The following is a 23,329-nucleotide window of genomic DNA, read 5'->3' on the forward strand; positions in this document are numbered from 1 at the left end:
GACCGATGACCGATACCGGCAAGCAACCGTTCGAGCGGCACAAGAAGCTTGAGAAGAACGTCACCCTGCTGGCGGCGGCGACCTTCCTGACCGTCGCGGTGGGCGGGATAGTGGAAATCGCTCCGCTGTTCTGGATCGACAACACGATCGAGAAGGTCGACGGCATGCGGCCCTACAGCCCGCTCGAACTCGCGGGGCGCGACATCTACATTCGCGAGGGCTGTTACACCTGCCACAGCCAGATGATCCGCCCGTTCCGCGACGAGGTCGAGCGCTACGGCCACTACAGCCTGGCGGCGGAATCGATGTACGATCATCCGTTCCAGTGGGGCTCCAAGCGGACCGGGCCGGACCTCGCGCGGGTCGGTGGGCGCTATTCCGACGCGTGGCACGTCCAGCACCTGCGCGACCCGCAAAGCGTGGTGCCCGAAAGCGTGATGCCGCAATACGGCTTCCTTGCCGACACGCCGCTCAACGTCGCCGACCCCTCGGCCAACCTTGCCGCCCTGCGCAATATCGGCGTGCCCTACACCAAGGACGACGTCGCCAAGGCACCCGCCGACCTCGCAGCGCAGGCCGATCCCGAAGCCGACCCGGGCGATCTCGCAGCGCGCTATCCCAAGGCGCAGATCCGCGACTTCGACGGCGATCCGGCACGGGTGACGGAGATGGATGCGCTGGTCGCCTATCTCCAGATGCTTGGCACGCTGGTCGATGTGAACAGCGCGGCGGCGCAGGAAGAACTCGCGACGGAGAAGGGCCGATGAGCGTCTACGAGACCCTGCGGCATTTCGCCGACAGCTACGGCCTCGCGGCGATGATGCTGGTTTTTGTGGTGCTCTGCGCCTGGCCCTTCCTACCCGGCCCGCGCGCCCGCGCGGACGAAGCGGCGAATTCCATTTTCGAAGGACAAGACGATGGCGAATGAGCGCCCCGACACAAAGCGCATCGACGAAGCGACCGGAACCGGCTTCGTCGGTCACGAGTGGGACGGGATCGAGGAACTCGATACCCCGATGCCGCGCTGGTGGCTGTGGACCTTCTACCTGACCATCGCATGGGCGCTGGTCTACGTCGTGCTCTATCCGGCTTGGCCGCTGATCGCGAAAGGAACGGAAGGCACGCTCGGCTGGACCAGCCGCGGCCAGCTCGCCGCGGAAATGGGCGATGCCGAAAAGGCGCGCGCCGAGTTGAACCGGCAGATTGCGACCGTCTCGCTCGCCGACCTTCAGGCCGACCCCGAGCTTATGAGCAAGGCGGTGGCCGGCGGCGCGGCGGCGTTCAAGGTCAACTGCATCCAGTGCCACGGGACGGGAGCTGCGGGCAGCCAAGGTCTCGGCTATCCCAACCTTGCTGACGACGACTGGCTGTGGGGCGGCGATCTCGCCGCGATCGAAATCACGCTCAAACACGGGATCCGCGATGCGGGCGACGGCGAAACGCGGATCAGCGCAATGCCGCCGTTCGCCGGGGTCTTCGACCAGAGCCAGCTAAGCGCGCTGGCCGACCATGTGCTGTCGTTCAGCGGCAAGGCGAAATCCAGTCCGGTCGGCGCGCAGATATATGCCGACAACTGCGTCGCGTGCCATGGCGAGAAAGGTCAGGGCGACCGGGTGCAAGGCGCGCCGCGCCTGTCCGACGCGATCTGGCTTTATGGCGGGACGAGGGAAGAGATCATCCGCCAGGTGCTCGATCCGCACATGGGGATGATGCCGGCGTGGGGCAAACGGCTCGATCCGGTGACCATCAGAATGCTGGCAGCCTATGTCCATTCGCTCGGGGGCGGCGAAGACTTCGCGACGGTCGAAGCGAAGGGTGAGCAGACCCCGGCGGTGGACGGCGATGAACAGCCCTAGCCACATTCCCCACCTTCCTGGAGCGGGCCTCTACGAGAGTAGCCGGACGGTCCACAACAAGCGGATCGACGGGCCGTTCCGCCGGTTCAAGTGGCTGGTCATGTTGGTCACGCTGGCGATCTACTACGGCACGCCGTGGCTCCGGTGGGATCGCGGCCCCTATGCGCCGGACCAGGCGGTGCTGGTCGATCTTGCCAACCGGCGGTTCTACATGTTCGGGATCGAGATCTGGCCGCACGAATTCTATTTCGTCGCGGGACTGCTGATCATGGCGGGGATCGGGTTGTTCCTCGTCACCAGCGCGGTCGGCCGGGCATGGTGCGGCTATTCCTGCCCGCAGACGGTGTGGACCGACCTGTTCCAGCATGTCGACCGCTTGATCGACGGGGACCGCAATGCCCGCATCCGGCTGGACAATGCGCCCTGGACCTGGGGCAAGGTTATGCGCCGCGCCTTCAAGTGGGCGATCTACCTCGTCATCGGCTTCTGGACCGGCGGCGCGTGGATCATGTATTTCGCCGATGCACCAACACTGGTGTACGAATTCTGGCGCGGCGAGGCCGCCCCGGCCGCCTACATTACAGTCGCCGTGCTGACGCTCACCACCGTCACGCTCGGCGGTTTCATGCGCGAGCAGGTGTGCATCTACATGTGCCCATGGCCGCGCATCCAGACCGCGATGATGGACGAGAAATCGCTCCTGGTGACCTACAAGGACTGGCGCGGCGAGCCGCGCGGCAGCCTCAAGAAGGCGGAGAAGAACCCCGGCGCTTTCGGCGACTGCATCGATTGCCAGCAATGCGTGGCGGTGTGCCCGACCGGCTGGGATATCCGCAAGGGGCCGGATATCTCCTGCATCACCTGCGCGCTGTGCATCGATGCCTGCGATAGGGTGATGAAGGATATCGGCCGCCCGCGCGGCTTGATCGACTATGCCACACTGGAGGATTGCGCGCGCGAGCAGTCGGGTGAGGCACCGCGTCCCGCGTGGAAGGCGCTGCTGCGCCCGCGCACGCTGGCCTATCTGCTGATCTGGAGCAGCATCGGGCTTGCCCTGCTGTTTGCGCTCGGCACCCGCAGCCGGACCGACCTCACCGTGTCGCCCGATCGCAACCCGCCCTTCATGCTGATGAGCGATGGATCGGTACGCAATTCCTATACGCTCAAGCTGCGCAATATGGAGAACCGCCCGCGCACGATGGACGTCGCGCTGGAGCGCCTGCCCGGTGCCACCATGTGGACCGGGACGCAGGGCAAGGACAGCGCGGCAGCGCGGCAGCGGGTCGAAGTCCCGGCCGACCAGACCCTGACCCTGCGCGCCTATGTCCAGGCACCCCAAGGAACCCGCCCGACCGAGCTCGCCTTCCGCCTGACGGCGCTCGACGAAAAGGGCGAAAGCGACGTCGGCGAAACCACGTTCGACGCACCGGAGCAATGAGCATGACAAGGAACTTCACCGGCTGGCATTTCGCCGCGATCATGGTCACAGGATTTGGCATCGTGGTGGCGGTCAATCTGTTGATGGCCTCGCTCGCGGTGGGCAGCTTCGGCGGGGTGGTGGTCGAGAACTCCTATGTCGCGAGTCAGAACTTCAACACCTGGCTCGCCGCAGCCGCGCGCGCCAACACCTTGGGATGGCGGGCCGACGTCGTCCGCTCGGGCAGCGGACGGCTGGAGGTTCAGACCGACGGGCTGCCCGAAGGCGCCCAGGTGACCGCAGAACTGCGCCATCCGCTGGGCCGGGAGCTGCCACTCGAATGGGACCTCAGGCCTTTGGGCGGAGGCCTTTTCGCAAGCACCGAACGCCTCCCCGAAGGACGCTGGATTGCCCGTATCGTGATGACGGCGGGTGACCGGGAAATGCGCATCGAGAAGCCGCTCGAATGAATGCTCCTTTCCCAATCGAGCAGGTTGCGACGCCCGATCTGGTCGACACGCGCTTCACCGTGCCGGGCATGCGCTGCGCCGGGTGCATCGCCAAGATCGAGCGCGGACTGGGCGAGGTCGAGGGGGTCGAGGCCGCGCGGGTCAATTTCTCCGCCAGGCGGGTAGCAGTGCGGCACCATGCCGCGCTGGACGAGGATGCGCTGCTGTCCGCGATCGGGAAACTTGGTTTCGAAGCGCAGATTGCGGCAGCCAATCCGTTGGGGGAGGACGACCGGGAAAGCCGCAAGCTGGTGACTGCGCTGGCGGTGGCGGGCTTCGGCATGATGAACATCATGCTGTTATCGGTTGGCGTGTGGTCGGGCGCGGGCGGGGTGACCCGCGAGATGTTTCATTGGCTTTCGGCGCTGATCGCCCTGCCGGTGGTCGCATACTCGGGCCGCCCGTTCTTTTCCTCGGCGCTGATGGCGCTGCGCTACGGGCGGACCAATATGGATGTGCCGATCTCGATCGGCGTCCTGCTGGCGACCGGCCTCAGCCTCTACGAAACGCTGACCGGCGGCGAGCACGCCTATTTCGACGGCGCGGTGATGCTGCTGTTCTTCCTGCTCGCAGGGCGCGCGCTCGATGCCGCGATGCGCAGCCGCACCCGCGCGGGAATCGGAGCGTTGCTGAGCCGGATGGGCAAAAGTGCGAGCGTGATCCAGACCGATGGCGGCACCCGGAGGATGCTGGCGGAAGACCTGTTCCCAGGGATGGTGATGCTGGTCGCGGCAGGCGAGGCGCTGGCAGCGGACGGCGAGGTTATCGAGGGATCGGGCGCGGTCGACAATGCCATGCTGACGGGCGAGAGCGCGCCCGAACCGGTCACCATCGGTGATGCGGTCCACGCCGGGGCGATCAACCTGACAGCCGCGCTCAAGGTGCGGATCACCGCGACGCAAGGCGACACCGCGATTGCCGAAATTGCCCGGTTGATGGACGAGGCAGGGCAATCGCGCAGCAGCTATGTCCGGATCGCGGACCGCGCCGCGCGGCTCTATGCTCCAGCGGTACATACGCTGGCCTTGCTGGCGTTTGCCGGGTGGATGATTGCCGGGGCAGGCTGGTACCAATCGCTGGTGATCGCCATCGCGGTGCTGATCATCACCTGCCCCTGCGCGATGGGGCTGGCGGTGCCGGCAGCGCAAGTCGTGGCGAGCAATGCGCTGCTAAAGCACGGCCTGCTGGTGAAGGACGGCAGCGCGCTCGAGCGGCTGGCCGAAGTCGATTGCGCGCTGTTCGACAAGACGGGGACGCTGACCCTGGGCGAACCGCGGCCGGAGATCGGCGCGCTCGGCCAGACCCAGTGCAGCGTCGCGCTGGGTCTGGCCGAGCACAGCCGTCACCCGCTCAGCCGCGGGCTTGCGACGGCTTTGCGCGAGGCCGGCGTCGTTCCCTCGCAAATCTCCGAGGTGCACGAGGTCGCCGGCCATGGCCTTTCCGGCTGCTGGGACGGCAAAGATGTAGCCTTCGAACGCGTCGAAGGTGGTGACGAGGGACTCGCTACCCGGTTTCGCATCGCCGACCGGGCAATCACGATCCCTTTCGCCGATCCGGTGCGCCGCGATGCGGGCGCGGTGATCGAGGCGTTGCGCCGCGATGGAATCGACAGCCGCATCATCTCGGGTGACCGCATCGAAACTGTCGAGGCGGTTGCCCGCCGGCTGGGTGTCGCGGGGCAGGGCGGTGTTACTCCGGCCGAGAAGCTGGACATTCTCGAGCAGGCCAAGGCCGAGGGGCGCAAGCCGTTGATGGTGGGCGACGGGCTCAACGACGGGCCTGCGCTGGCGGCCGCGCATGCCTCGATCGCTCCCGGAACCGCGAGCGACGCCAGCCAGCAGGCGGCCGATGCGGTGTTCGTCGGTGCAGCGCTGATGCCGGTCGCGCTGGCGGTACAGGTGGCCAGGGCAACAATGCGCATCGTGCGGCAGAACTTCGCCTTCGCGATCCTCTACAATCTCTGCGCTGTACCGCTGGCGCTGGCAGGACTGGTCACGCCGATGATAGCCGCGATCGCCATGTCGACCAGCTCGCTGGTGGTGGTCGCCAATTCGCTGCGGCTCGCAAGGGCGGCACGATGAGCGGCCTTGTTCTCCTCATCCCCATCGCGCTCGGCATGGGCGGGCTCGGGCTTGCGGTGTTCTTCTGGGCGATGCGCAACGGCCAGTTCGAGGACCTCGACGGAGCCGCCAACCGCATCCTGATCGAGGACGAGGAACAATGAAGGATGCGCTGTTCACTCTGGCGGCGATGATCCCCGCAGCGATCGGGCCGCTCCCGGTTGACCAAAAGCCGATTTCCGCCGGGCTGTGCGGCGGCGGCTCGATCGAATTCGACATCCCGCAGCGCCAGCCCCGTCAAAAGGAACCCTGCCATGCAGTGGGCTGCCATACGGGCGGTTGCCGCAAGCGGTTTGATCCAGCGCAATGACACTGCCGGCCATCACCCCCATTACGCAGGGCATGTGGCCCTATCATCCCGATCTGCTCGCGACCCCGGTGCCGCGCTACACCAGCTATCCGACCGCAGCCGAGTTCGGCGCGCTGCCAACCGATGCCTATCGCATCGCGCTCGAAGGGGCAGCGGGCGATGTCTCGCTCTATGTCCACATCCCTTTCTGCGAGAGGATCTGCTATTACTGCGGGTGCAACACGGGCCATGCGGGGCGCAGGCAGCGGCTCGACTCCTATCTCGCGGCATTGCACCGCGAGATCGAAACGGTCGCCTCGCTGCTGCCCCGCAACACCCGTGTGCGGCGCGTTTCCTTCGGCGGCGGCAGCCCCAATGCCATCACGCCGGTCGACTTCGTCCGCCTGATCGACAGCCTGACGGTCAATTTCCATCTTGCCTCGCCGGTGCTGTCGATCGAACTCGACCCGCGCACCATGACTGCCGACTGGGGCGAGGTGATCGGCAAGGTCGGGATCGAGCGCGCGAGCATGGGGGTGCAGACCTTCGCCGGTCATTGCCAGCAAGCGATCGGGCGCGAGCAGAGCGAGGATTGCATCGTCCGCGCGGTCGACTGGCTGCGCCAGGCGGGCGTTTCATCGCTCAACTTCGACCTGATGTACGGGCTGCCCGGCCAGTCGGGCGACGACCTGCTCGACAGCCTGCACCGCAGCCGCGTGCTGGGTGCGGACCGGATCGCGCTGTTCGGCTATGCCCATGTGCCGCATCTCGTGCCGCGCCAGAAGGTGATCGATGCCAGTGCATTACCCGGGCAGGAGGAACGCTTTGCCATGGCCGCTCTGGGATATGCCTATCTGTGCACCCATGGCTATGTCCCGGTCGGCTTCGACCACTTCGCGCGGCCCGGCGGTGACCCGCTGGCGCGGGCAGCCATCGACGGGACACTGCATCGCAACTTTCAGGGCTTCACCGACGACGGTGCGCCGGTGCTGATCGGGCTCGGCAGTTCGGCGATCAGCAGCTTCCCGCAACTGCTCGCCCAGAACGAAAAGAACAGTGGGCGCTATCGCATGCTGGCGGGGGAGGGCCGGCTGGCCGCATCGCACGGCATAGTTCGCTCGCCGCAGGACCGCCTGCGCGGAGAAATCATCGAGCATCTGCTATGTCGCGGGTCGGCCCTGCTGCCTCCCTGCGTTCTGGCACACCTGCCTGCGGGGCTGCCGGAGTTCCTCGCGCGTGGGCTGGCGTCGCTCGACGGGGCGCGGCTGTCGATCCTGCCCGAGGGATTGCCCTATTCGCGCACCATTGCCGCGCTGTTCGATCCCTATCGTCAGCAGTCGCCTCGCCGCTTCAGTTCGGCTGTCTGATCGCTCAGCAGCCGGCCCAGAGCGACAACTCGCTCTCCTCGCCGCGCACGATCGTCCCTGCGGTGCCAACCGGCTCGCGCTGCCCATCGGTAAGGAAAGCAATCGTCGCGCCATCGCCGGGCCGGACCGCCGCCAGCGTGCGCCCGCCTTCCGGCGTCCGCGCCACGATCACGCCCGAGCGGGGCGAACCGTCGCGGTCGTAGTGCACGGTGTAGCTTTCGATGGTGGCAGGGCCGGCGTAGTCTTCGGCAATCTCGGGCACTTCCCCGCGCGCGGCATCGGCCATCGCTTGCCGGTCGAAGTCCTGCGGGAAGGCGAGGCCGAGCGGCTGCGATGAGAGCAGCACCGCATGGTTGTGGGTCGCATAGCCGCCGTTGGCGAACAGCAGACCTTTCCCACCGCCGCGCCGCAGCGCCTCGACCATGCTCGCCACCGCATGGCTCATGTAATTGCCGATTGGTCCGCCGCCGAAGGTCAGCCCGCCGAACACGCTGGCGGGCTTCTCGACCGGCCAGCCGAGCACGCGCCGCGCCATCTTGGGGACGCAGGGGAAGCACGAATAGAGCTCGACGAAGTCGAGATCGTCTGCGGCCACGCTGTTGGCCGTCATAGCTTCGGTGATGGTCACTTCGAGGCTGGGCGACCGGTCGTAGCGGTCGCGCCGGAGGAAGTTCCTGTCTTCCTCCGCCGCTGCGCCGTGGCCGATGAAGACGATCCGTTCGTCCGGCACCCCGCGCCGCTGCGCCTCGGCGAGGCTGGTGACGATGAAGCCCGCACCCTGGTTCACGCTGGCGTTGGCAACTTGCAGCTTGGTGTAGGGGAAGGCGATCGGGCGATTGGAATCGTTCGGTGTCACGACCTCCGCCGCGCTTACCGGCTTGCGGATCCACGCCGCCTCGTTCTGGGCTGCAACCTCGGAGAAGCGCGACCAGATCGCTCCGCTCTCCGCCTGACCCTCCGCAAGCGTCTGGCCGTAAGCAGCGCGGCCCGCGTTCTCGTAGAGCGGATAGACATCGGTCGGGACGACGAGGCCGTAGCTTTGCGCATAACCCGTGCGTACCCGGTGGGTCGCATCGCGCAGCGCATCGGGCTTGGGTGCTTCCGCAGCGGCCTGCGCTGCCTTGAGCTGGCCCGCGGTGCGCAGCGCCTCGCCGCCGACGATAGCGCAGATCGCTGCCTCGCCGCGCGCGATGCGGTTGGCCGCCTCGCTCATCAGCCGGGTCGGGCTGTCGCCATGCGGCGGGGTTTCGACGGTGTGCTGCGGCGCGATGCCGAGCGCTTCCGCAAGCTTCCCGATGACCGGGTTGAGCTGCGGCCAGGCGATCTGCCCGACTACCGAGAGGCTGTCGCAATCCGCTAGCCAGCCGCCCCCTGCATCGGTATCCGCCCGGCGCAGCGCCTCGGCCATCAGCCCGACCGGATCGAGCCCCTGGTCCGGCGTTGCGGGGCGGTCGTTGACCTGCCCGACGCCGACGATCACCGGGGTTTTCGCGGGGTCGGTCGTCACGCTCAGGCCCGGCTCTCGCTCAGCGCAGAGTAGATCAACGTCTTCAGCTGCCGCCGGATCGGATAGGCGCTCGACGGATAGACCTGGGTCATGAACACCATCGTGATCCCTTCGAGCGGATCGACGAAGAAGGCGGTCGAATAGGCACCGCCCCAGTAGAACTCGCCCTTGCTAGCGGGCATCAGCGTCTTGGCCGGGTCGATCACGCAGGCGAAGCCGAGCCCGAAGCCGACGCCGGCATTCTGGCTCTCGGAGAACATGCTCTGCGACAGCTGGGTAAGGTCCGCGCCGCCCGGCAGGTGGTTGGCGGTCATCAGGTCGAGCGTCTTGGGCGAGACGATCCGCACGCCGCCTGACGCACCGCGCCCCACCAGCATGGCGGCGAAGCGGTGGTAATCCGCCAGCGTGCCGACCAGCCCGCCGCCGCCGCTGTCGAAACGCCCGGGCTTGATCAGCCCGCTGGTCGGCCCGGCATCGAGCAATTTCGCCGCCGCTCCGGGCTGGTATTGATAGGCATCGACCAGCCGCGCATGGTTGTCCTCGGTGGTGCCGAAGGCGGTGTCCACCATGCCCAGCGGCGCGAAGATATGCTGCGCGAAATAGTCGCCCAGCCGCTGGCCCGAAATCCGCTCCACCGCGATCCCCAGAACATCGGTCGAAACCGAGTAGTTCCACCGCGTGCCGGGATCGAATTCCAGCGGGAGCTTCGAGAGGCGATCGACAAACTCGTCCGAATCGAGATGCCGCCGCGCGAAATCGAAATTGTGCTCGCGGTAAAGCGCGTCGATGTTGTTGCGGTTCTGCAGCCCGTAGGTGAAGCCCGACATATGCGTCAGCAGGTCGACGAAGCGCATCGGTGCGGCCTTGCGACCCGGCATGAAGGGAATCGATCCCCCGCCGCCGGCATAGATGGTGAGATCGGCGAATTCGGGGAAGACCTTGGTCACCGGGTCTTCGAGCGCGACCTTGCACTGCTCGACCAGCTGCATGAAGGCGATCGAGGTGACCGGCTTGGTCATGCTGGCGATGCGGAACAGCGCATCCTCGCGCAAGCCCTCGCGCCCTTCGCCCATGGTGCCTAGATTGACGTGATGCACCGGCTTGCCGTCGCGCGCGACCAGCAGCTGCACCATCGGCAGCTTGCCTGGGCCGACATAGGCCTCGGTCAGGAAGGGCGCGATCCGGGACAGCCGGTCGGCGTCGAAGCCCAGCGATGCCGGGTCGTGAAGGTCGAACATGCCAGCGCGCTCAGTCGAGGTAGTCGTCGACGCGCTCGACGATGATCGCCGGGGCCATCCCGCCCGCCGCGCACATCGTCACCAGCCCGCGCTTCTTGCCTTGCCGTTCGAGCTCGTCGACCACCGTGCCGATCAGGATCGAACCGGTCGCGCCGATCGGATGGCCGAGCGCGATCGAGCCGCCGTTGACGTTGACCTTGTCCCAGTCGAGATCGAGATCGCGCACGAATTTGGCAGCGACCACGGCGAAGGCCTCGTTGATCTCCCAAAGGTCGATATCGTCCTTGGTCAGGCCGGCCTTTTCGAGCACCTTCTTCGCCGCCGGGACCGGGGCGTTGAGCATCAGCGTGGGATCGTCGCCCATATTGGCCGTCGCGACGATGCGGGCGCGGGGTTTGAGCCCGTGCTTACGGCCATAGTCCGCGCTGGTCACCAGCACCGCCGCCGCGCCGTCGACCACGCCCGAGCTGTTGCCCGCATGGTGGAAGTTCCGGATTTCCAGGTCGGGATACTTCTGGTTGACCAGCTTGCGGAAGGTGGTTCCGTTCGCGTCGAGCGGAACATCGGCGATCTTGGTGAAGGCGGGCTCGAGCTCGGCCAGCCCCTCACGCGTGGTTTGCGGGCGGGGGTACTCGTCCTTGTCGAGCAGCACGGTGCCTTCATCGTCGACCACCGGCACCACCGACTTGTCGAACCGCCCCTCCGCCATCGCGGCGGCGGCGCGCTGCTGGCTGCGGTAGCCGACCTCGTCGAGTTCCTCGCGGGTGAAGCCTTCCATGCTGGCGATCGCATCGCCGCAGATGCCCTGGTGGCTCTGCGGATGGACCTTCTGGAGGCGTTCGTTGTAGCTGCCCATCATCGGCGGCTTGAGCCCGGCGCGCATCTTCTCCTGCGTCTGCGCGGCGGTCAGGCTCATCATCTCGGTCCCGCCGGCGACCACGCAATCGGCCATCCCGCTCATCACCTGCGCTGCGGCGAGGTTGACCGAGGTGATGCCGCCACCGCAAAACCGGTCGAGCGTCATGCCGCTGCTGGTGACATCGTAACCTGCGTCGAGCGAGGCCATCCGGCCCATGTCGCCCGCCTGCAAACCGTCCTGGGTCGAGACGGACCAGATCACGTCGTCGACCGTGGTGGTGTCGAGATTGTTGCGGTCCTTGATCGCCTTGAGCACGGTTGCGGCGAGATGCTGCGGATGCTGCGCGGCAAGCGCACCCTTGCCCTGCTTGCCGATGCCGCGCGGGGTGCGGGCTGCGTCGATGATATAGGCTTCGGCCAAGGCAATTTCCTCTCACATTCGGGTTAGCGGTTGACGTTTCCGTAAAGCTTGGCCAGCAACGCCGCAAGGAAAGTTTCAATCAGAAATGGGAGTGGAGCGATGTCCGAGGAAGTCCTCACCGAAGTGCGCGACGGGATCCTGATCGTCACGATCAACCGGCCCGAGGCGAAGAACGCGATGAACCAGGCTGCGGCCGAGGGGATCGCGGCGGCGATGGACCGGCTCGATGCCGAGGACGATCTGCGGGTCGCGATCCTGACCGGCGCGGGCGGGACCTTCTGCTCGGGCATGGACCTCAAGGGCTTCCTGCGCGGCGAACGGCCGAGCATCGATGGGCGCGGTTTCGGCGGGATTACCGAGAAAGGCCCGGTCAAGCCGCTGATCGCTGCGGTCGAAGGGTACGCGCTGGCGGGCGGGTTCGAGCTGATGATCAGTTGCGATCTGGTGGTCGCCAATTCGGGCGCGAAGTTCGGTATTCCCGAAGCCAAGCGCGGGCTCGCTGCAGCCGCCGGCGGGCTGGTCAAGCTGCCGCAGATGATCGCGCCCAAGATCGCGATGGAACTGGCGCTGACCGGCGACTTCATCGACGCGCAGCGCGCCTACGATCTCGGCCTCGTCAACCGCGTGACCGATGGGCCTGCGCTCGATGCCGCGCTCGAACTGGCGGGCAAGGTCACGGCCAACGGGCCGGTCGCGGTGCGGGTGTCGAAGCAGGTAATCGTCGAGTCGCCCGGCTGGTCGTACGAAGAGCGCTGGCAGAAACAGGGCGCGCTGATGCCGCAGGTGTTCATGAGCGAGGACGCGCGCGAAGGCTCGCTCGCCTTCGCCGAAAAGCGCGCGCCGAACTGGAAGGGCAAGTAATGAGCGGCCCGCTCTCCGGGCTGCGCATCGTCGAATTCGCCGGGATCGGACCGGGTCCGTTCTGCGGCATGATGCTGGCGGACCACGGGGCGGAGGTGATCCGCATCGACCGCGCGAGCGGCAGCCGCGGCGGCTCGCAGCCGGTGACGAGCAAGGACGTGCTGGCGCGCGGGCGCAAGTCGATCGCACTCGACCTGAAGAGCGCCGAGGGCGTGGCGCTCGCGCGCAAGCTGTGCGCCAGTGCCGACGGGATCATCGAGGGCTTCCGCCCCGGGGTGATGGAACGGCTGGGGTTGGGGCCGGAGGAATTGCTCAAGGACAATCCCAAGCTGGTCTATGGCCGGATGACCGGATGGGGCCAGACCGGCCCCTATGCGCCCTGGGCCGGGCACGACATCAATTACATCGCGCTCGGCGGCGCGCTGGCGCATTTCGGGCGCGCAGGCGGCAAGCCGACCCCGCCGATCAATCTGATCGGGGACTTCGGCGGCGGCGGGATGATGCTCGCCTTCGGCATGGCATCGGCCCTGCTCAACGTCGCGCGCGGCGGAGCCGGCCAGGTGATTGACTGCGCCATGACCGACGGCACCGCGGTGCTGATGGCCATGCTCCACGGGATGAAGAACATGGGCGTGTGGTCGGAAGACCTCGGCGCCAACATGCTCGATACCGGCGCGCATTTCTACGATACTTACGAGACCGCCGACGGCAAGTTCGTCAGCATCGGCAGCATCGAACCGCAGTTCTACGCCGAGCTGCGGCGACTGACGGGGCTGCAGGACGATGCGCAGTTCGACGCCCAGCACGACCGCCGCCAGTGGGGCGCAATGAAGGACAAGCTCACCGCGCTGTTCAGGAGCAAGACCCGCGATGAGTGGAACGCGATCATGGAGCATACCGACGTCTGCTACGCCCCGGTGCTGACGATGAGCGAGGCCGCCGCGCATCCGCACAATGTCGCGCGGCAGACCTTCGTCGAAGTCGGCGGCGACACCCAGCCGGCCCCCGCGCCGCGCTATTCCGCCACCACAACCTCCACTCCGCAACCCGCCCCGATGCCGGGCGACGACACCGATGCGATCCTCGCCTCGCTGGGGATCGACGCCACCGAAGCCGCCGCCCTGCGCGATGCAGGGACGGTAGCCTGACAGGACGACAGACATGCTCGATACCGCCCACCGCTTCGCCTACAACGAAGACCACGCGATGTTCCGCGACACCGTGCGCAAGGTCTTCGCGCAGCATCTCGAACCTTACCTGGACGAGCACGAAGCCAACGGCATCGTCCCGCGCGAGACGTGGAAGGCGGTCGGCGAGGCGGGGCTGCTGTGCCCCACGGTCAAGGAAGAGAACGGCGGGCTCGGGCTCGACTTCGGCTATTGCGCGATCGTTTCCGAAGAACTGACCTATCTCGGTTCCTCCGCCGGCTTCACCCTGCAGAACGACATCACCGCCAACTATGTCGAGCGGCTGGGGACCGAAGAACAGCGCCGGAAGTACCTGCCCAGCATGATCAGCGGCGACATCATCACCGCTATCGCGATGACCGAACCCGGCGCGGGCAGCGACCTGCAGGGCATCCGCACCACCGCGCGCGAGGATGGCGACGACTATATCGTCAACGGCTCCAAGACCTACATCACCAACGGCCAGAACGCCGACATGGTGATCGTGGTCGCCAAGACCGACCCGGCGATGGGCGCCAAGGGCACCACGCTGATCTGCGTCGAGGACGGGATGCCCGGCTTCGAGAAGGGCCGCAACCTCGACAAAATCGGCCAGCACAGCGCGGATACCAGCGAGCTGTTCTTCGAGGATGTGCGGGTGCCCAAGGCAAACGTGCTCGGCGGGGTGGGCAGCGGCTTCGTCCATTTGATGGAGGAGCTGCCGCAGGAACGCCTCGGCATCGCGGTCGGCGCGCAGGCGGCGGCGCAAAAGGCGTTCGACCTCGCGGTGGAATTCACCAAGGACCGCAAGGCCTTCGGCAAAGCCGTGTTCGAGTTCCAGAACACCAAGTTCACCCTCGCCGATCTCAAGGCCAAGCTGCAGGTCGGCTGGGCGCATCTCGACTGGGCGCTGCTGCGGCACTTCGAGAAAAAGCTGACCACCGACGAGGCCAGCGCGGCCAAGCTTTGGCACACCGACCTGCAGTGGGAAGCGGTCGACACCGCGCTCCAGCTGCATGGCGGCGCGGGCTACATGAACGAATACCCGATCGCCCGCCTGTGGCGCGACGCCCGCGTGACCCGCATCTTCGGCGGCACCAACGAGATCATGAAGGAAGTGATTTCGCGCTCGATCTGATTCCTCCCCGGCACGGGGAGGGGGACCAGCGTAGCTGGTGGAGGGGCACGCTCACTCCGGGCGCTGCCGTCACCCCGGGCTTGACCCGGGGTCCCGCTTCCTTTGGGCCTCGGCGCTTGCCTCAAGCAAGCGGGACCCCGGCTCGAGGCCGGGGTGACGGGGAGGGGGTGACGGGAAGGGAGTGACGTGGGTCGGGGTGACGGGAGGGCGGACAATCGTTTCCGGCTAGGTCAGGCGACACCCTGGCGACGAAAGCGACACTGTGTCGCCTTCACCGCGTCAGACTAAAGCACTGAAATTGAACAGTCATTCCCCGTTTTCCAGCAAAGGCGATGCGAGGGGAGCCCCCGCCCCCTGTTCAAATTCGCCGCGTGCTTCGAGTTCGTCGTCCTTGTACTCCAGCCAGCGCTCCGGCCCATGCTCGACCCGTGCGATCAGCGCGCCGATCTCTTCGGACTCGAAAGCGCTGGCGGGATCGAAGGGCGAGGGATCGGGCCGCTCCAGCCCGCCGCGCATGGCGAGCAGCGCCAGCGTCAGCCGCTCGTCATACTTGCGCGACGTGCCGATCAATTCGCCATTGTAGTAATGCGGGACCTCGACCCCGTTGAGCGCGCGGTCGAGCGCCGCTTCGGCCAGCACGTCGAACCGGGTCAGGAACGCAGCCTCCCACGCCTTGTCGAACGGCTGGCCGTTCAGCCGCGCGCGCAGCTTGTAGGCCGACTGCCGCCCCATCCCGACCGCCCGCGCGGCAGCGGCGACATTGTGCGTCGCCGCAAGCTCGCGCAGGAACGCGGCCTGCCGGGCAGGGGTCCAGCCGTCGTGGCGGCCGGGTTCGGGGGTGATGTCAGGGGTTGCGGGGGTTGAATGGGCTTTAGGGGCGGCGGTGGTGTCACCGGCGCCCTCGAACGAACGGGGATCGGGATGAGTCGTCATCCGCGAGCATAAGGCAGAATTTGCGCGTGTAGGAAAATGGTTTTGGTCGCGTGAGCCCGAACACTCGCATTCATCGTCATTGCGAGGAGCCGCAGGCGACGCGGCAATCCAGAGCCGTAGTGCGTTCCGCCTGGATTGCTTCGCTGCGCTCGCATTGACGGGGAAGGGGGAGGGATCGGGTGTGCCGCGCTCCTGGCCCGCAAATCTCGTCATTGCGAGGAGCGCAGCGACGCGGCAATCCAGTGTGGTGCCGTGCAGCTCTGGATTGCCGCGCGGCTTCGCCGCTCGCAATGACCGAGAGGGGAATTGACGACTTGCGCGAGGTGGCATTACCCGCCAGTTTCCCGAAATGCCTCGCGACATCCAGCCTGCCGCCTATATCATGGCGAACAGGCGCAACGGTACGCTCTACGTCGGCGTCACGTCGGATCTGCCGCAGCGCGCGTGGCAGCACCGCGAAGGCGTCATCGACGGCTTTACCAATCGGTACGGTTGCAAACTGCTGGTGTGGTATGAATTGTGCGGCACGATGGAGCACGCCATTCTGCGCGAGAAGCAGATTAAGGCCGGATCACGAGCGAAGAAGCTGGCGCTGATCGAGGCCGGCAATCCGCAGTGGCGCGACCTCTACCCCGACATTAGCGCGCCTTAGCCTTACCCTCGTAATTGCGAGGAGCCAGAGGCGACGCGGCAATCCAGAGCGGTGGTGCGTTCCGCCCTGGATTGCCACGCCGACTGCGTCGGCTCGCAATGACGGGAAAAGGGACAAGGTGTCTCGTTTCTCTGTATGTACCTCCACCTCCGTCATTGCGAGGAGCGCAGCGACGCGGCAATCCAGGGTGGTACCGTGCAGCTCTGGATTGCCGCGCGGCTTCGCCGCTCGCAATGACGGGCGAAGGGGAAGGGGAGGCTGAAGCAAATACCGCTGCGGCAATCTACCGTTCGTCATTGCGAGGAGCCGCAGGCGACGCGGCAATCTACCGTTCGTCATTGCGAGGAGCCGCAGGCGACGCGGCAATCCATTGCCCCCTCACCCGATAAACCCCCGCACCTCCGCCACGAAATCATCGAACCGGTCGTGGTGCACCCAGTGGCCCGCGCGGTCGTAGGCGCTGACTTTCACATTGTCGCCGAAGTGCGCGATGCGGCCGTCCTTCTCCGGATTGCTCGCCCAGCTGTCGTTGCCGTAGATCATCAGGGCGGGGCAGGTGATCCGGCCCCATAGCTCTTCCAGCTGGTCCATGGTGATGTCGTCGGGCGGCCAAGCGTGGAGGTGGGGGTCGAACTTCCAGCTCCAGGTGCCGTCCTCGTTGCGGATCGCGCCGTGGCGGGTGAGGTGTTCGGCCTGCGCGCGGCTCAAGTAGCTGTTCGCCTCGTGCATCCGGTCGAGCGCTTCGGCGAAACTGGCGTAGCGGCGCACCTGCCGTGCGGAGGCCTCGCGCTTCTTGTCGATCCATTGCTTGCGGTGATCGTACCACGGCGTCGCGGCCATCTTTTCCTGCACCCTGGGGCTGGGGCCGAGCCCTTCGATGGCGACAATCTTGCGCACCTTCTCGGGATACATCCCGGCATAGCGCAGGCTGACATTGCCGCCGAGCGAGTGCGCGACGATGGTGACGGGGGCGAGTTCGAGCTGGTGGATCAGCTGCGCCAGATCATAGACATAGGAACTGACGGTATAGACCCCGGTGTTGGTCCATTCGCTGTCGCCGTGGCCGCGCAGGTCGGGGCAGATCACGTGCCAGTCCTTGCGCAGCTCCTCCGCCACCCAGTCCCAGCTGCGGCAATGGTCGCGCCCGCCGTGCTGCAGGATCAGCGGCGGCGCGCCTTCGTTGCCCCAGTCGGCATAGTGCAGCTTGGTGCGCTGGCTGATGAAGCTCTGGCTGGTGGGGCCGATGAGATCCAAGCGGGTTTCCCTTCACGTAAGCGTAAATTTGCGTTGCGGTTCGCTACCGATAGGATAGGCTGCCAGGCAACCAAAAAGCGAGAGAGGATTGCCACCATGCCCGCACTCGACGTGCCGCCGCCCGCCTTCATGGAAGACGAGGAGATCTCGATCTTCGCAGATGCGGTGGGCAAGTTCTACCAGCAGCATGCGCCCGAAAAGCGCGTCCTCCAGTGGCGCGAGAACGGCCAGGTCGAGCGCGATTTCTGGCGCGAGGCGGGCGAGGCGGGGCTGCTCGGCGTGTCGGTCCCGACCGAATACGGCGGCCACGGCGGCGATTTCCGGCACGACATGGTGGTGATCGACCAGCAGGCGAAGCACGGGGTCGAGGGCTTTGCCGCTTCACTCCACAACACCGTGATCCTGCCCTATCTGGTCCGCCACGGGACCGAGGAGCAGAAGGCGAAATACTTGCCCAAGCTGGTCACCGGCGAGCTGGTCAGCGCGATCGCCATGACCGAGCCGGGCGTGGGGTCGGACCTGCAGAGCATCACCACCACCGCGCTGAAGGACGGCAACGGTTACCGCATCAACGGGGCCAAAACCTATATCTCCAACGGCCAGACGGCGGATTTCATCATCGTCGTCGCCAAGACCGACCCGAACGAGCGGGCCAAGGGCATTTCGCTGATGCTGCTGGAGACCGATGGGGCGGAAGGGTTCCAGCGCGGCAAGAAGCTCGACAAGATCGGGCTCGATGCGGCGGACACCAGCGAGCTGTTCTTCGACGATGTCTTCGTGCCGGCGGAGAATGTCCTCGGCGGGGTCGAGGGCAAGGGCTTCTACCAGCTGATGGGCGAGCTGCCGCAGGAACGGCTGATCATCGCCATGGGCGCGATGACGGGGATCGAAAAGGCGCTCGAAACCACGCTCGAATACACCAAGAGCCGCAAGGCCTTCGGCAAGACGATCTGGGATTTCCAGAACACCCAGTTCGTGATGGCCGACCTCAAGGCGCGCTCGACCGCCGCCAAGGTGTTCGTCAACGATTGCATCGCGCGCCACCTCAAGGGCGAGCTCGACGTCGCGACCGCCTGCATGGCGAAATACTGGGTCACCGAGCTGCAGGGTGAAGTGGTCGACAAGTGCCTGCAGTTCCACGGCGGCGCGGGCTTCATCAACGATTACCCGATCGCCCGCATGTATCGCGATTGCCGCGTGACCCGCATCTTCGGCGGCTCGAACGAGGTGATGAAGATGGTGATCGCCAGAGGAATGTAAGAGGCGGGATGTGAGCGGGTTCCTCCCCCGGTGGGGGAGGAATTAGAGCGGCGCGTACTCCGCGAAATTCCGCGCGCAGGCTTCCAGCATGCCTTGCACCCCGTCGAAGTCGGCCACCCGGGCCTCCGGCGGGGCGGGCTGGAGTTTGCCAGCGGGGGGAAAGGTGCCGTAGCCCGCGAACAGGCAGTGCCAGCTCGCATTGGCGTAGTAACGCTTTCCGCCATAGGCCGCGTCGTTGGCGGCGAGCAGGTCCTGCTGGCGGAACCACGCGGTCATCATCGCCTTGAGCCCGTCGGACAGCTTCGGGTTCGCTGCATTGTCGTGCCAGTATGGCGTGTCGGTCCGCTGGTTGAGCCGGTAATGCGCCACGATATAGTCGCGAATCCCTTCGTAGCGCGCGGCGATCGAGGTGTTGAACGCCTCGCGGTGCTGCGGTCCGAAACCGCCCGCCTCGTAGGCTTGGGCAAACTCCAGCGCGGTGGCGATGACGATATGCAGCGCGGTCGCCTCGAGCGGTTCGAGGAAGCCCTGCGACAGGCCGACCGCGAGGCAATTGCGGTGCCAGGTCTCCGCCACCCGCCCGACCTTCATCCTGAGGAAGCGCGCTTCCGGCCCGCCCTCACCCAGCCCCAGCGCGGCGCGCAGTTCGGCCTCGGCGTCTTCGTCGGAGATGTAGTTCGAGGAATAGACGTAGCCGTTGCCGACCCGATTGGTCTGCGGGATGGTCCAGCGCCAGCCGGCTGTCATCGCGGTGGCATCGGTCTGCGGCCGGAACGGCGCGGCGTGCCCGGTCGGCATCACAACGGCGCGGTCGTTGAACAGGTTCTCGGCGAAGGGGAGGAAGGGCACCCCCAGTTCCTGCTGCGCTAGCAGCGAGCGGAAGCCCGAACAGTCGACGAACAGCGTGCCTGCGACCCTCTCCCCGCCCTCGCACAGCAGCGCGGCGATATCGCCGTCACCCGTCCGTTCGACCGCGGAAACCTTGAGCGGCAAGTGCCGCACTCCCCGTTCAACCGCCCAGTCGCGCAGGAAGGCGCCGATGGCGTGGGCGTCGAAATGATAGCCATACCTGGGGGCGAAGGGGAAGCTTTCATCCGGATGCGGCCCGAGTCCGTGCTCGCTCAGCAGGGTGGCGAGGAACCACGGATCGGGATGCGCAGGGACGTCCATCCCGTGCCGCGCGAGCAGGCAGTTCTGGAGGAAGTGCGGCTCGCTGTGCAGGTCCACCGGGCCGGGGAAGGGGTGGTAATAGCTTTCGAACCCCGCCCGCTCGCTCCAGCCGTTGAAGCGGATGCCGAGTTTGAAAGTGGCGTTGCACGCGGGCATCCACGCGCCTTCCTCCACGCCGAGCATGTCGAAAAAGGCCTTGAGCTGCGGGGTCGAGCCTTCGCCCACCCCGATGATGCCGATCTCGGGGCTTTCGACGACAGTGACCGAGCCACCTTTGTGCGCCCATTCCCGGTGCAGCAGGCAGGCGGTGATCCACCCCGCGCTGCCCCCGCCGAGGATGACTACATCGGGCGGTGTCGCTTCGCTCATCGCTCCGACAGTAGCCAGCCGAAAATTTCCGGCAAGCGCTGCGCCCAGGCGTTTTCCTCATGCTCGGCGCCCTCATAGACCTCGGAGCGGTAGTCTTTCCCCTCGGCCCAGCCTTGGGCGGCAAAACGGGCGTCGATCGCCTGCTGGTACGGCGCGTAATACTGGTCGAGCGTGGCGGTGCCGTGGTCCATCCACAGGCGGCGGCCATCGGGCTTGCCCAGCCGCGCGGCGAACCAGCCGTCCCACAGCGCAATCAGCTCGGGATTGGCCTCGCCCACCGCGCGCGGATCGGCGGCGGGCCAGTGCGAGGAGACGCAGCCGGCGCGGCCATAGACCTCGGGTCGTTCGAGGAAGGCATAGCACGACATCAGCCCGCCCATGCTCGATCCCATGATCGTTGTGCTTTCGCGGCCCGGCTGGGTTCGATAGTCGCGATCGATCCGCTGCTTGAGCGGACCCGCCAGCCAGTCGAGATAGGCCCGGCTCATCACCGGCCCGCCGGTCATCGCCTCCATTGCCGCGCGCGGGGTGCCCTCTGCCGCATCATAGATCGATTGCGGCAGATACTGGCGATAGCGGTCCGCCCCCGGAGCCCAGATCCCGACGATGATATGCGGCTGCACCTTGCCACTCGCCATCGCCGCCAGCATCGCCCTGTCCGCCGCCCACACCTTGTTGAAGTTGGACTTGGCCGGATCGAACAGATTGTGCCCGTCGTGCATATAGAGCACCGGATAGCGCCGCGTGCCGCTGTCGTAGCCGGGCGGAAGCCAGATGCTCAGCCGCTGGTCCGGCAGACCGGCGGCGGCTACCTGCTCCAATTCGACGAAGCGGCCCATATCAGCCTTGGTGCCTTGCGAGGTCACGCACCCCGCCAAGAACACCGCCAGCAGGACCGCGAGCCACCTCACTTGCCGGCCTTGAGCTGCATCGCCAGCCCGCCGCCGGGGGCGAGGCGCACGGTGTAGCTGTCGCCCTTCTGCACCGTCAGTGTCTCATAGGCGATGTCATGGCGCTTTTCGGTCAGGTAGGTCGCTTCGGGACCGTCCTTCCACACCTTGACCTGATAGCTCTTGCCTTCGTCGAGGAAGTCGAAGGTCAGCGTCACCGTCCGCTCGGTCGCGTCGTTGACCCCGCCGGCATACCAGTCTTCGCTGCCCCGATCCTTGCGCGCGAAGATCGCGTAGTCGCCCACCGCACCTTCGAGCAGCTTGCTTTCCGCCCAGTCCGCCGGGACCGCCTTGATAAACTCCAGCTCTTTCGGGTGCGCCGCGAGGCTTTCGACGAAATCGGCCGCCATCTGGATCGGCGAATAGATCGCGAGATAGAGCCCGAGCTGCTTCGCCTTGGTCGAGGCGATGGGGTAATTGTTGTCGCCGACCAGCCCCAGCACGCCCGGCGTATAATCCATCGGGCCGGACAGCATGCGGGTGTAGACCAGCGTCGGCTCGTGGTCCGGCCCGTTGGCGAAGGCACCCCAGGCGTTGTATTCCTGCCCGCGCGCGCCTTCGCGGGCGACCCAGTTGGGGTAGGTGCGGCGAAGCCCGGTGTCCTTCACCGGCTCGTGCGGATTGATGGCGATTTTCCGCTCCGCAGCCTCGGTCACCACCTTGAGGTGATGCTGCACCTGCCGCTGGCCGTCATGCCATTCGAACACCTCGTCCCCGCACGGATCGGCAATATCGGCGTTGCACGAGATGATCCCGCCCGCATCGGCGACATAGCCGGTCTTGATCACATCGACCCCGTTGGCGGCGTAGAGGTCGAGCGCGTCTTCGAGTTGCGCCTCGTAGACCTCGATATTCCCGCCGGTCTCGTGATGGCCGATGATATGGACGCCCTTCTTCTTGGCGTAGGCGGTCACTTCCTTGAAATCGAAATCGGGATAGGCCTCGGTGAAGCTGTAATCGCGCCCGTTGCCGAACCAGTTGCCGTCCCACCCGACGTTCCAGCCTTCGATCAGGACCCCGCGAAAGCCATGCTTGGCGGCGAAGTCGATATATTGCTTGGCCCGCTCGGTGGTCGCGCCGTGGCGCTCGCCTTGCGCCCAGGTCCAGCGGTTGGAGATCATCCCCCACCAGATGCCGATATATTTGGCCGGCTTGAAATAGCTGACGTCGCCCAGCGCGTTGGGTTCGTTGAGATTGAGCTCGAGATCATTCTCGACCAGCCCGGCGGCGTCTTGCGCGATGCGGATGCTGCGCCACGGCGTGGTGAAGGCTCCAGTGCGCACCACCTTCGGCCCCCGGCTGGAGGGCGAGAGCGTGGCGCGGAACCGCTGCCCGTCGAACCGCTTGAGCCACATCGCCGAATAATCGACCAGTGCTGCCTCATGGAAGGAAAGATGCGTCCCATCCTCCAGCCGGATGGTCATCGGCGTATGCGCGGTGGAAACGGCGTCGATCGGGGTCTGATTGTAGAGATATTCGTAGCGGTTGAACGCGCCGGCGTTGATCCACCACGCGGTCCCCTTGGGCGCGATGACGAATTCGGTCTGCTCGTCGGCGATGTTGGTCACCTGGCCCGCCGGACGGTCGAATTCGTAGCGGAAGCCGATCCCGTCGTCGAACACCCGCATCCGCACGGTCAGCGCCCGCTTGGCGTTCTCGCGGTTTTCGCGGAAGGTGATGAGCAGTTCGTTGTGGTTGTCGCGGACAAACCGGCGCTCGCCCCACGGCTGTTCCCAGGTCGCATTCGCGCTCGAGGTGCTTTCGCTCTCGACCGTGAAGTTGCGCCGCATCGGCTCTTCGTCGGTGAACAGGAAGCCGAGGTCGCTCTCGGCGATCAGCTCCTTGCCGTCGCGCTCGACCCGGTAGAACGGCACCCCGTCGCCATCGACATTCATTTCGACCGTAATGCGTCCGTCCGGCGACGAGACCTCGGCGGCGGACAGCGGGGCCGCGAGGGCGAGGGTGGAAGCGGCGGCGAGCAGCAGGCGCATGGG

22 protein-coding genes are annotated in these 23,329 nt (G+C 66.2%); 14 read left to right on the forward strand and 8 right to left on the reverse strand.

The genetic code is table 11. The features are described 5' to 3' along the window. Nucleotides 1-5 precede the first annotated feature (5 nt). From ccoO to NSO95_RS03820, 9 genes are read left to right on the forward strand one after another with little or no spacing between them, the layout of a single operon-like run. Entirely contained in the window at nt 6-767 is a 762-nt protein-coding gene (gene ccoO / locus NSO95_RS03780) for a cytochrome-c oxidase, cbb3-type subunit II (RefSeq protein ID WP_257594824.1), read from the forward strand. After that, nucleotides 764-928, forward strand: a complete 165-nt coding sequence (locus NSO95_RS03785; protein WP_257594825.1) for a cbb3-type cytochrome c oxidase subunit 3 — start codon at nt 764-766, stop codon at nt 926-928. Before ccoO ends, NSO95_RS03785 begins: the two co-directional genes overlap by 4 nt. Next, nucleotides 918-1,856, forward strand: coding sequence for a cytochrome-c oxidase, cbb3-type subunit III (ccoP, locus tag NSO95_RS03790; protein ID WP_257594826.1), 939 nt, complete (start codon nt 918-920; stop codon nt 1,854-1,856). The genes NSO95_RS03785 and ccoP overlap by 11 nt, the downstream gene beginning before the upstream one ends. Further along, entirely contained in the window at nt 1,843-3,294 is a 1,452-nt protein-coding gene (gene ccoG, locus NSO95_RS03795) for a cytochrome c oxidase accessory protein CcoG (protein WP_257594827.1), read from the forward strand. The genes ccoP and ccoG overlap by 14 nt, the downstream gene beginning before the upstream one ends. A 2-nt stretch (nt 3,295-3,296) precedes the next feature. After that, entirely contained in the window at nt 3,297-3,743 is a 447-nt protein-coding gene (locus NSO95_RS03800; RefSeq protein ID WP_257594828.1) for a FixH family protein, read from the forward strand. Next, on the forward strand, nt 3,740-5,863 hold the full coding sequence (locus tag NSO95_RS03805; RefSeq protein WP_257594829.1) for a heavy metal translocating P-type ATPase: 2,124 nt from the start codon (nt 3,740-3,742) through the stop codon (nt 5,861-5,863). The genes NSO95_RS03800 and NSO95_RS03805 overlap by 4 nt, the downstream gene beginning before the upstream one ends. Further along, nucleotides 5,860-6,006, forward strand: coding sequence for a cbb3-type cytochrome oxidase assembly protein CcoS (ccoS, locus tag NSO95_RS03810; RefSeq protein ID WP_257594830.1), 147 nt, complete (start codon nt 5,860-5,862; stop codon nt 6,004-6,006). Before NSO95_RS03805 ends, ccoS begins: the two co-directional genes overlap by 4 nt. After that, complete coding sequence (locus NSO95_RS03815; protein ID WP_257594831.1) at nt 6,003-6,212, forward strand: hypothetical protein; 210 nt, start codon at nt 6,003-6,005, stop codon at nt 6,210-6,212. The genes ccoS and NSO95_RS03815 overlap by 4 nt, the downstream gene beginning before the upstream one ends. Nucleotides 6,213-6,244: 32 nt before the next feature. After that, nucleotides 6,245-7,558: a radical SAM protein gene (locus NSO95_RS03820; protein WP_257595356.1), complete on the forward strand. Its 1,314-nt coding sequence runs from the start codon at nt 6,245-6,247 to the stop codon at nt 7,556-7,558. A gap of 4 nt (nt 7,559-7,562) precedes the next feature. On the opposite strand, the gene NSO95_RS03825 is transcribed toward NSO95_RS03820, so the two are convergent. From NSO95_RS03825 to NSO95_RS03835, 3 genes are read right to left on the reverse strand one after another with little or no spacing between them, the layout of a single operon-like run. After that, nucleotides 7,563-9,065: an acetyl-CoA acetyltransferase gene (locus NSO95_RS03825; protein WP_257594833.1), complete on the reverse strand. Its 1,503-nt coding sequence runs from the start codon at nt 9,063-9,065 to the stop codon at nt 7,563-7,565. A gap of 2 nt (nt 9,066-9,067) precedes the next feature. Then, nucleotides 9,068-10,303, reverse strand: coding sequence for a serine hydrolase domain-containing protein (locus tag NSO95_RS03830; protein WP_257594834.1), 1,236 nt, complete (start codon nt 10,301-10,303; stop codon nt 9,068-9,070). Nucleotides 10,304-10,313: 10 nt separating this feature from the next. Beyond that, complete coding sequence (locus NSO95_RS03835; protein ID WP_257594835.1) at nt 10,314-11,582, reverse strand: acetyl-CoA C-acetyltransferase; 1,269 nt, start codon at nt 11,580-11,582, stop codon at nt 10,314-10,316. A 99-nt stretch (nt 11,583-11,681) separates the two neighbouring features. Here NSO95_RS03835 and NSO95_RS03840 point away from each other — a divergent pair, with 99 nt between their 5' ends. The 3 genes from NSO95_RS03840 to NSO95_RS03850 are packed head-to-tail and all read left to right on the forward strand — an operon-like array spanning nt 11,682 to nt 14,747. Beyond that, nucleotides 11,682-12,443 (forward strand): crotonase/enoyl-CoA hydratase family protein, encoded by a 762-nt coding sequence (locus NSO95_RS03840; RefSeq protein WP_257594836.1) that lies wholly within the window; start codon nt 11,682-11,684, stop codon nt 12,441-12,443. Beyond that, the gene (locus tag NSO95_RS03845; RefSeq protein WP_257594837.1) at nt 12,443-13,591 is read left to right on the forward strand and encodes a CaiB/BaiF CoA transferase family protein; all 1,149 of its coding nucleotides are present in this window, start codon (nt 12,443-12,445) and stop codon (nt 13,589-13,591) included. The genes NSO95_RS03840 and NSO95_RS03845 overlap by 1 nt, the downstream gene beginning before the upstream one ends. Before the next feature lie 13 nt (nt 13,592-13,604). Beyond that, nucleotides 13,605-14,747, forward strand: a complete 1,143-nt coding sequence (locus NSO95_RS03850) for an acyl-CoA dehydrogenase family protein (protein ID WP_257594838.1) — start codon at nt 13,605-13,607, stop codon at nt 14,745-14,747. Between the two features lie 306 nt (nt 14,748-15,053). Here the strand turns inward: NSO95_RS03850 and NSO95_RS03855 are convergent, their stop codons facing one another. After that, the gene (locus tag NSO95_RS03855; RefSeq protein ID WP_257594839.1) at nt 15,054-15,680 is read right to left on the reverse strand and encodes a hypothetical protein; all 627 of its coding nucleotides are present in this window, start codon (nt 15,678-15,680) and stop codon (nt 15,054-15,056) included. Nucleotides 15,681-16,029: 349 nt separating this feature from the next. Between NSO95_RS03855 and NSO95_RS03860 the strand changes: the two genes are divergently transcribed. Continuing rightward, nucleotides 16,030-16,332, forward strand: a complete 303-nt coding sequence (locus tag NSO95_RS03860; RefSeq protein WP_257594840.1) for a GIY-YIG nuclease family protein — start codon at nt 16,030-16,032, stop codon at nt 16,330-16,332. A gap of 378 nt (nt 16,333-16,710) precedes the next feature. Here NSO95_RS03860 and NSO95_RS03865 read toward each other — a convergent pair whose 3' ends face one another. Then, nucleotides 16,711-17,586: an alpha/beta fold hydrolase gene (locus NSO95_RS03865; protein WP_257594841.1), complete on the reverse strand. Its 876-nt coding sequence runs from the start codon at nt 17,584-17,586 to the stop codon at nt 16,711-16,713. 96 nt (nt 17,587-17,682) lie between these two features. Here NSO95_RS03865 and NSO95_RS03870 point away from each other — a divergent pair, with 96 nt between their 5' ends. Then, the gene (locus tag NSO95_RS03870) at nt 17,683-18,846 is read left to right on the forward strand and encodes an acyl-CoA dehydrogenase family protein (RefSeq protein ID WP_257594842.1); all 1,164 of its coding nucleotides are present in this window, start codon (nt 17,683-17,685) and stop codon (nt 18,844-18,846) included. A 42-nt stretch (nt 18,847-18,888) separates the two neighbouring features. On the opposite strand, the gene NSO95_RS03875 is transcribed toward NSO95_RS03870, so the two are convergent. The 3 genes from NSO95_RS03875 to NSO95_RS03885 are packed head-to-tail and all read right to left on the reverse strand — an operon-like array spanning nt 18,889 to nt 23,326. Continuing rightward, the gene (locus tag NSO95_RS03875; RefSeq protein WP_257594843.1) at nt 18,889-20,385 is read right to left on the reverse strand and encodes a tryptophan halogenase family protein; all 1,497 of its coding nucleotides are present in this window, start codon (nt 20,383-20,385) and stop codon (nt 18,889-18,891) included. After that, nucleotides 20,382-21,251: an alpha/beta hydrolase gene (locus tag NSO95_RS03880; protein ID WP_257594844.1), complete on the reverse strand. Its 870-nt coding sequence runs from the start codon at nt 21,249-21,251 to the stop codon at nt 20,382-20,384. Before NSO95_RS03880 ends, NSO95_RS03875 begins: the two co-directional genes overlap by 4 nt. Nucleotides 21,252-21,292: 41 nt before the next feature. Continuing rightward, nucleotides 21,293-23,326: a glycoside hydrolase family 97 protein gene (locus NSO95_RS03885; protein WP_257594845.1), complete on the reverse strand. Its 2,034-nt coding sequence runs from the start codon at nt 23,324-23,326 to the stop codon at nt 21,293-21,295. Between the last annotated feature and the right edge of the window lie 3 nt (nt 23,327-23,329).

The sequence above is a fragment of the Parerythrobacter lacustris genome (assembly GCF_024626475.1).
In the GTDB taxonomy this organism is placed as follows: Bacteria; Pseudomonadota; Alphaproteobacteria; order Sphingomonadales; family Sphingomonadaceae; genus Parerythrobacter_A; species Parerythrobacter_A lacustris.

Coding starts and splice junctions, on each gene's coding strand:
- NSO95_RS03885 (WP_257594845.1), bottom strand. CDS start 23,326: ATGCGCCTGCTGCTCGCCGCCGCTTCCACCCTCGCCCTCGCGGCCCCG.
- ccoP (WP_257594826.1), top strand. CDS start 918: ATGGCGAATGAGCGCCCCGACACAAAGCGCATCGACGAAGCGACCGGA.
- NSO95_RS03850 (WP_257594838.1), top strand. CDS start 13,605: ATGCTCGATACCGCCCACCGCTTCGCCTACAACGAAGACCACGCGATG.
- ccoO (WP_257594824.1), top strand. CDS start 6: ATGACCGATACCGGCAAGCAACCGTTCGAGCGGCACAAGAAGCTTGAG.
- NSO95_RS03805 (WP_257594829.1), top strand. CDS start 3,740: ATGAATGCTCCTTTCCCAATCGAGCAGGTTGCGACGCCCGATCTGGTC.
- NSO95_RS03785 (WP_257594825.1), top strand. CDS start 764: ATGAGCGTCTACGAGACCCTGCGGCATTTCGCCGACAGCTACGGCCTC.
- ccoS (WP_257594830.1), top strand. CDS start 5,860: ATGAGCGGCCTTGTTCTCCTCATCCCCATCGCGCTCGGCATGGGCGGG.
- NSO95_RS03815 (WP_257594831.1), top strand. CDS start 6,003: ATGAAGGATGCGCTGTTCACTCTGGCGGCGATGATCCCCGCAGCGATC.
- ccoG (WP_257594827.1), top strand. CDS start 1,843: ATGAACAGCCCTAGCCACATTCCCCACCTTCCTGGAGCGGGCCTCTAC.
- NSO95_RS03800 (WP_257594828.1), top strand. CDS start 3,297: ATGACAAGGAACTTCACCGGCTGGCATTTCGCCGCGATCATGGTCACA.
- NSO95_RS03820 (WP_257595356.1), top strand. CDS start 6,245: ATGTGGCCCTATCATCCCGATCTGCTCGCGACCCCGGTGCCGCGCTAC.
- NSO95_RS03860 (WP_257594840.1), top strand. CDS start 16,030: ATGCCTCGCGACATCCAGCCTGCCGCCTATATCATGGCGAACAGGCGC.
- NSO95_RS03855 (WP_257594839.1), bottom strand. CDS start 15,680: ATGACGACTCATCCCGATCCCCGTTCGTTCGAGGGCGCCGGTGACACC.
- NSO95_RS03845 (WP_257594837.1), top strand. CDS start 12,443: ATGAGCGGCCCGCTCTCCGGGCTGCGCATCGTCGAATTCGCCGGGATC.
- NSO95_RS03870 (WP_257594842.1), top strand. CDS start 17,683: ATGCCCGCACTCGACGTGCCGCCGCCCGCCTTCATGGAAGACGAGGAG.
- NSO95_RS03840 (WP_257594836.1), top strand. CDS start 11,682: ATGTCCGAGGAAGTCCTCACCGAAGTGCGCGACGGGATCCTGATCGTC.
- NSO95_RS03830 (WP_257594834.1), bottom strand. CDS start 10,303: ATGTTCGACCTTCACGACCCGGCATCGCTGGGCTTCGACGCCGACCGG.
- NSO95_RS03875 (WP_257594843.1), bottom strand. CDS start 20,385: ATGAGCGAAGCGACACCGCCCGATGTAGTCATCCTCGGCGGGGGCAGC.